The organism is Aeromonas sp. QDB14 (assembly GCF_027707845.1).
GTDB classification, from domain to species: Bacteria; Pseudomonadota; Gammaproteobacteria; order Enterobacterales; family Aeromonadaceae; genus Aeromonas; species Aeromonas caviae.
Map to the genome: position 1 here is coordinate 1 of NZ_JAPCJD010000123.1, position 6,775 is coordinate 6,775.

Below are 6,775 nucleotides of genomic sequence, written 5' to 3' on the forward strand. Positions count from 1 at the left end.
CGGGAATAGCTCAGTTGGTAGAGCACGACCTTGCCAAGGTCGGGGTCGCGAGTTCGAGTCTCGTTTCCCGCTCCAATCTCTCTTCGAACCCTTCGAATTCAATCTCTCCCCCAAGTACACGAATCCAGTTTCTCAGTACCATCACTGCCGCGTCCTGTTGGTAGAGCATGATCCGCGCTTGCCAAGGCTGGGGTCGCGAGTTCGAGTCTCGTTTCCCGCTCCAATCTCTCTTCGACGTTCTCATAATCCCTTTGAATTGCCCATCACATCGCGCCGCGATGATTTGTCGTATCCGGCGTTTGCCTGATTTCTCTCTTCCCCGCACATCCCAAGTCATAAGACCAAAATGTATTGCTTGCTAATAGCCTCCCGGAGATCGGGCACAACCCTTTGCGGTCGGCTAACAGGCTTGGCAGGTCCTGAATGACAGACAGTGGCTCGGTATAAGTTAAAACCGGGGCATTTAACCAAAACTCATCATTTTGATTTATAGCGGCTGTGGCGGCCATAAGCGGCTTGCAGGTGGGGATGGCAAGTCCGGCAAGAGCTCTGCCGATCGAGGAGGGGAAATCGCGGGCAAAAAAATAGGAGGGGCGATGGCTCCTCCTACGGGTTCACTGGCGCTGGCTCAGATAACGGTGACGTTCTCGGCCTGAGGGCCTTTTTTGCCCTGGGTCACAGTGAACTGGACTTTTTGACCTTCAGCCAGGGTCTTGAAACCTGCGCTCTGGATGGAGGAGAAGTGAACGAAAACGTCCGGTCCCTGGGATTGCTCGATGAAGCCAAAACCCTTGGTTTCGTTGAACCATTTTACTTGGCCGGTGCGAATGTCAGACATGTGGTAAGTCCTATCTATAACAAAATGAAACTAAGCCTGGTTGGGCAGCATTTGCCTGGAAGTCAGGGGTTGAAGCATGACTGACCACGTCTCTTTGTCCCAGTAGCATGTAGCACAATCCCTGTCTAAAGCCTGACCGATTGTACTGGAGCCCGATCCCTTGTCAATTTGGCACTTTTCATTTTTTGAGCGAGCTAAAAGTATTGTGAAGTCAGCAGCTTGTTTCATGCTTCACATCAAAAAAAACGGGAGGCCATGGCCTCCCGTCTGCATAAGGGGGGGTGGTCGAGCCCCCTTATTCCTTGAGAGCGAACCCTTCCCCCTGGCGGTCGTAGCGGTAGCTGACCTGACCGAGAGAGCGGACCTCGACCCGCTGGATGCGGCGGCTGGTGTCCACCAGGATGAACACCGACTTGCCCGACTGCAGCCGGGTCAGCGGCCTGTCCGGCCCTTCGATGGCGATGAGCCGGCTGAGCTCGGCCCCCGGCAGCTCGAACTTGCGGAAGATGGAGTAGAGGGTTTCACCGGCCTGCACGTCGTGCTGCAACCAGGTGCCATCCACTTTTTCCTCGACGGGATTGGCGGCCTGGGGCTCACCGGCGTTGCCGACGGTCAGGGCCTGGGCCGGCACGGCCAGGGGGACCGCCAGAGAGCCTGACGGCGCCGTGGTCGGGGCGGCGGGGGCGGGCTCCCAGGCCAGCACCAGCAGCCAGAGCGGGATCAGCACCAGCAACCCTATGGTGTGTTTGCGGGGCAGGGGGCTTGCCAGCTTGAACGAGGCCGCCTTCGGCTCCTTGTTGCGCTGACCCAGGCCACTCATACCCTGGCCGAGACGCTGGCGCAGGGGCAGGGTAGCCGCGTTGATACGTTGGAGCAGGGTTCCTTGTGATTCGTCTTGGCGACGCTGCTGGGCTCGTCTGTTATGGCCACGTGGGCGACGGTCCGGGGTGGGCACGGCATTTACCTCTCACTACATTGCCTGCCATCAGGCAAATATGCCGCCTATGGTAAACGGACTCGCCCCCGAGGGGGAGAGTCCGGAGCATGAAAATTATCAGCTGAGACGAAACTGACCCAACAATTGCTGCAAACGTTCCGCCGCCTGACGCAAGGCCTGACTGGCGTTGGCCGTGCTGGTGGCGTCCCTGGCGATGTCGTTGGCCAGTGCGCTGGTTTTTGACAGATTGCCGGAGACAGTCTCGGAAACCGAGCTCTGCTCCTCGGCGGCGGAGGCGATCTGGTAGGTCATGTCGTTGATGGTGGCGATGGCCTGGAAGATGCTGCCGAGGGCTGCCTCCGCCTGATCCGCTTCCCCCACCGCCTGATGGGTCAGCTGCTGGCTCTGCTGGATGGCGTTGACCGCGTTGGTGGAGCTGTGGCGGATCTTGTCGATCAGCTCCTGGGTATTCTGCACCGCCTGCTGGGTGTTGCCCGCCAGCTTGCGCACCTCGTCGGCCACCACCGCAAAACCGCGCCCCTGCTCGCCGGCCCGGGCCGCCTCGATGGCGGCGTTGAGCGCCAGCAGGTTGGTCTGATCGGCGATCCCCTGGATGACGGTGAGGATGCTGGTGATCTGCTCGCTGTCGTGAGCCAGCCCTTCCACCACTTCGGCTCCCTTGCCCGCCTCGGCGGCCACCTTGTGCATGGAGTGGATCACCCGCTGGAAGCGTACCTTGCCCTCGTCCGCCGCGCTCTGGGCCTGCTTGGCGGAGTCGGCGGTGTTGTTGGCGTGGGTGGCCACCTCCTGGCTGACGTAGGACATCTCCTGTACCGCGGTCAGCATCTGCTCCATCTCGGCCTGATGATGCTGCAGGTTGCTGTCGGTCTGGCCGGCGATGCGATCGGTATCCCCAGCGTGGCGATGGACCTCGCTGGCGGTCTTCTGCACATCCCCGAGCAGGGCCTGCAGCTTGTCGATGAAGCGATTGATGCCCCGGGCCAGGGCCCCCAGCTCGTCCCGGGAGCGGCTCTCCAGACGCTTGGTGAGATCCCCCTCGCCGTCGGCGATGTCATCCACCAGGCTCACCATCTGGCGGATGGGGCCCGTGATGCTGCGGGCAATGACCAGCATGGTGCCAAGGGCCAGCACCAGCACCAGCAGGGCACCGATGAGCTGCTGGGTCATGGCGGCGCGGTTCATGTCGGTGAGCTGGCGTGCCAGCTCGTCCGCTCCTGCCAGCACCACCTTGTAGGGCAGGGTGACGATGATGGCCCAGTTGCGGGCCATGCCGGGCACCGCGATGGGCACCGAGATGCGAAACGCGTCGGTGAGCTCCTGGCGCTGCACGTCCGGTTTGAGGTACTGCTGCCAGCCGTTGCCGAGCACCTTGTCGGCGCGGCTGCCGAGCAGGCTGGCGTCGCCGCTGGTACCGGTGATGACGCCGGCGGCGCTGACGATCAGGGTCTCCCCCTTGCCGTCATAGATGTTGCTGTTGAGGGACTGGGCCTGGCGGCTGATGGAATCCACCGCCAAATCCAGCGCGGCGATGCCCTTGAACCGGCCATCCACAAGGATGGGGGTGGTGATGGTGCTCACCAGCACCTGCTGGCCGTTGATGTCCACCTTGAAGGGGTCGATGAGGCAGGGGCGCCCCTCCCGTTTCGGGCAGGCGTAGTAGTCGTTGGCCGGGTTGCCGAACTCGTCCGGATCGCTCTTCTCGATGGAGAGCAGCAGGTCGGTGCCTATGCTCTCCTTGTCGCGATAGAAATAGGGAACGAAGCGCCCCTTGTCGTCACTGCCGAGCGCGCTCTGGCCGGCGAAGCTTTCGTCCTGGCCGTCGAAGCCGTTGGGCTCGAAGCCCGCGAAGGCGCCATAGAGCTGGGGCTCCAGGGCAAGCTGGGCCTTGAGCAGATCGGTGGCTTGCTGGCGATCCAGCGGCAGCTTGCCCTCCTGCTGGCGGGCGAAGACGCTGGCCATCTGCTGGGTGTAGGAGAGCCCCTTTTGCAGCAGCTGGGTGATGGTGGCGGCCTCGGCACGGGCGTTGGCGCTCACCTTCTGCCACGCCTCCTGTTGCAGGGCGGCGCGGCTGGAGTCGATGGTGAGCTGCTGGGTCTGCCGGCCTGAATACTGGTTGAGCAGGATCAGGATGACCAGGGCCGTGGTCATGGCGACACCGGCCAGTACCAGGATACGATTCTGGATAGAACGAAACTGCATCGCGCGTTCCTTGTATCGTTGAGGGTTCGTTGACGGGGTGACTGAAGTATCGGCTGTGCGGGAGATCTCTCCAGCGACCTCGCCTAGCTAAGCGGGAAAAAAGGGAAAATTCTGAGACATCACTCTAAAACAGCGGTTTTTGCGTGAATAGACCCTATTTTCCCCTCTGCCTCGCCATGGTTTTCCCATCCGTCATTGTCGGTGCTAAAATGCGACGGTTTTTTAACGAATTGGCCCAAGGCCCTCTACACAAGGCTTAAAGATGAAAGTCAAAACCCGTTTTGCTCCCAGCCCGACCGGCTTTTTGCATGTCGGCGGTGCCCGTACCGCACTCTATTCCTGGTTGTTTGCAAAGAACCAGGGCGGTGAGTTTGTGCTGCGTATCGAGGATACCGATCTGGAACGTTCCACTCAGGAGGCCATCGACGCCATCATTGAGGGCATGGAATGGCTGGAGCTGAACTGGGATGAGGGCCCCTACTACCAGACCAAGCGCTTCGATCGCTACAACGCACTGATCGACGAGATGCTGGCCGACGGCCGCGCCTACAAGTGCTACTGCTCCAAGGAGCGGCTGGAAGCGCTGCGCGAAGGCCAGATGGCCAACGGCGAGAAGCCCCGCTATGACGGCAAGTGCCGGGATGGCGACCACGATCACCCGGCCGATGCGCCCCACGTGATCCGCTTCCGCAACCCGACCGAAGGCTCCGTGGTGTTCGATGACCACGTCCGTGGCCGCATCGAGTTCGCCAACACCGAGCTGGACGATCTGATCATTCGCCGTACCGATGGCGCGCCGACCTACAACTTCTGTGTTGTAGTCGATGACTGGGACATGGAGATCACCCATGTGGTGCGTGGGGAAGACCACATCAACAACACCCCGCGCCAGATCAACATCTACAAGGCACTGAACGCGCCGGTACCGGAGTTTGCCCACGTCTCCATGATCCTGGGTGACGACGGCGCCAAGCTCTCCAAGCGCCACGGCGCCGTCTCCGTGATGCAGTACCGCGACGACGGTTACCTGCCGGAAGCGCTGCTGAACTACCTGGTGCGTCTGGGCTGGTCCCACGGGGATCAGGAGATCTTCACCCTCGACGAGATGATCAAGCTGTTCAGCCTGGATGCCATCTCCAAGTCCGCCTCCGCCTTCAACACCGACAAGCTCTTGTGGCTGAACAACCATTACATGCGCAGCCTGGATCCGGCTTATGTTGCCAAGCATCTGGCCTGGCACATGGAACACCAGCAGATCGACACCAGCAATGGCCCGGTGCTGGCCGACGTGGTCACCCTGCTGGCCGAGCGCTGCAACACCCTGGTGGAGGTGGCGGCCCAGAGCCGCTACCTGTTCGAAGAGTACGAGGCCATCGACGAAGCGGCAGCCAAGAAGCATCTGCGCGGTGTGGCTGCCGAGCCGCTGGCTCTGGCCAAGACCAAGCTGGCGGCCCTGGAGACCTGGACCACCGAGGCGCTGCACGAGCTGATTGAAGCGACCGCCGCCGAGCTGGGTCAGGGCATGGGCAAAGTCGGCATGCCGCTGCGTGTGGCCGTCACCGGTCTGGGCCAGTCTCCTGCCATCGATGCCGTGATGGCGCTGGTGGGCAAGGAGCGGGTCCTCGCCCGCATCGATCGCGCCCTGGCGTACATCGAAGCGCGCATGGCCGCCGAGTAATTCAGAACGCCGGTACGGGCCAGTCCCCTGGCATCGCCGACGCCGTGATGGCGCTGGTGGGCAAGGAGCGGGTCCTCGCTCGTATCGACCGCGCCCTGGCGTATATCGAAGCGCGCATGGCCGCTGAATAAACATTGGCCATGGCATGAAAAGGGCTCCCTGACGGGGGCCCTTCGTATTTTGGCCTCAAGCGGATTTGCGACGTAAAACAGCGACATAGCGACGAGGTTGGCGGTAAAAACAGCTAACTGCCTGAATTTTGACTAAACGCTCCAGTGGGCGAGAATTTTGGGTTGACAGCAAAGCGGGTGATGCCTATCATGCGCCTCCGTTGCCAGAGATAACTTTGGTAGCGCCGAAGTGAGTTGGGGTTATAGCTCAGCTGGGAGAGCGCTTGCATGGCATGCAAGAGGTCCGCGGTTCGATCCCGCGTAGCTCCACCATCTTTCGCAAGAAAGCACCAAGGCCACCGCATTGCGGTGGCCTTTTTGTTTGCCTGTCATTTGGATTTCCCATGATCTCGCCCTTTGCATTTGTCTGGCAAATGGCGTTTCACCCTGTCCGCGAGGGCATCAGCGGCCCTGGCCGCCGCTGACGGGGGTGAGGGTGGGGATTGGCGCCGATGCCGCCATGGCCATGGCGCGGGCTGCACGATGCCATCCTCTGCCGCGTGGCGGTTGGCTCGTTCGGCAGCCTGCGATGGCGCTTCACCTTGTCCGCGAGGGTATCAGCGGCCCTGGCCGCCGCTGACGGGGGTGAGGGTGGAGATTGGCGCCGATGCAGCCATGGCCAAGGCGCGGGCTGCGCGATGCCATCCTCTGCCGTGTGGCGGTTGGTTCATTCGGCAACCTGCGGGATACGCTATCCGGCCCCTGGAGTCAGCACCGGGTTTCCCCGTCGGCAGGGTGCCAGCCCCCCGGGAAAGGGGTGAGACGGGGCAACAGGGCATTTATTAATCCCATGATGTGGCCCTTTGCATTTGTTTTTCAAATGGCCTTGGCACAAAAAAAAGCCCGCGATCATCGCCAATGCTGTTCACTTAAGCGGAGCCGCATTGCGATTTACCGGAAAACGGGTCTTTGATATCTTCACCGCCCTGGGT

At 61.4% G+C, this 6,775-nt stretch carries 4 protein-coding genes and 1 tRNA gene; 2 read left to right on the top strand and 3 right to left on the bottom strand.

The genetic code is table 11. The features are described from left to right. Positions 1-628 precede the first annotated feature (628 nt). The 3 genes from PG887_RS21375 to PG887_RS21385 all read right to left on the bottom strand — a co-directional run bounded on the left by PG887_RS21375 (position 629) and on the right by PG887_RS21385 (position 3,995). Positions 629-838, bottom strand: a complete 210-nt coding sequence (locus PG887_RS21375; RefSeq protein WP_005297820.1) for a cold-shock protein — start codon at positions 836-838, stop codon at positions 629-631. Positions 839-1,133: 295 nt separating this feature from the next. After that, complete coding sequence (locus PG887_RS21380) at positions 1,134-1,793, bottom strand: LysM-like peptidoglycan-binding domain-containing protein (RefSeq protein ID WP_270822864.1); 660 nt, start codon at positions 1,791-1,793, stop codon at positions 1,134-1,136. Positions 1,794-1,892: 99 nt separating this feature from the next. After that, positions 1,893-3,995, bottom strand: coding sequence for a methyl-accepting chemotaxis protein (locus tag PG887_RS21385; RefSeq protein WP_104452346.1), 2,103 nt, complete (start codon positions 3,993-3,995; stop codon positions 1,893-1,895). Positions 3,996-4,257: 262 nt separating this feature from the next. Here PG887_RS21385 and gltX point away from each other — a divergent pair, with 262 nt between their 5' ends. Next, positions 4,258-5,673 (top strand): glutamate--tRNA ligase, encoded by a 1,416-nt coding sequence (gltX, locus tag PG887_RS21390; protein WP_104455355.1) that lies wholly within the window; start codon positions 4,258-4,260, stop codon positions 5,671-5,673. Between the two features lie 367 nt (positions 5,674-6,040). Next, positions 6,041-6,116 (top strand) — tRNA-Ala (locus PG887_RS21395). Positions 6,117-6,775 lie beyond the last annotated feature (659 nt).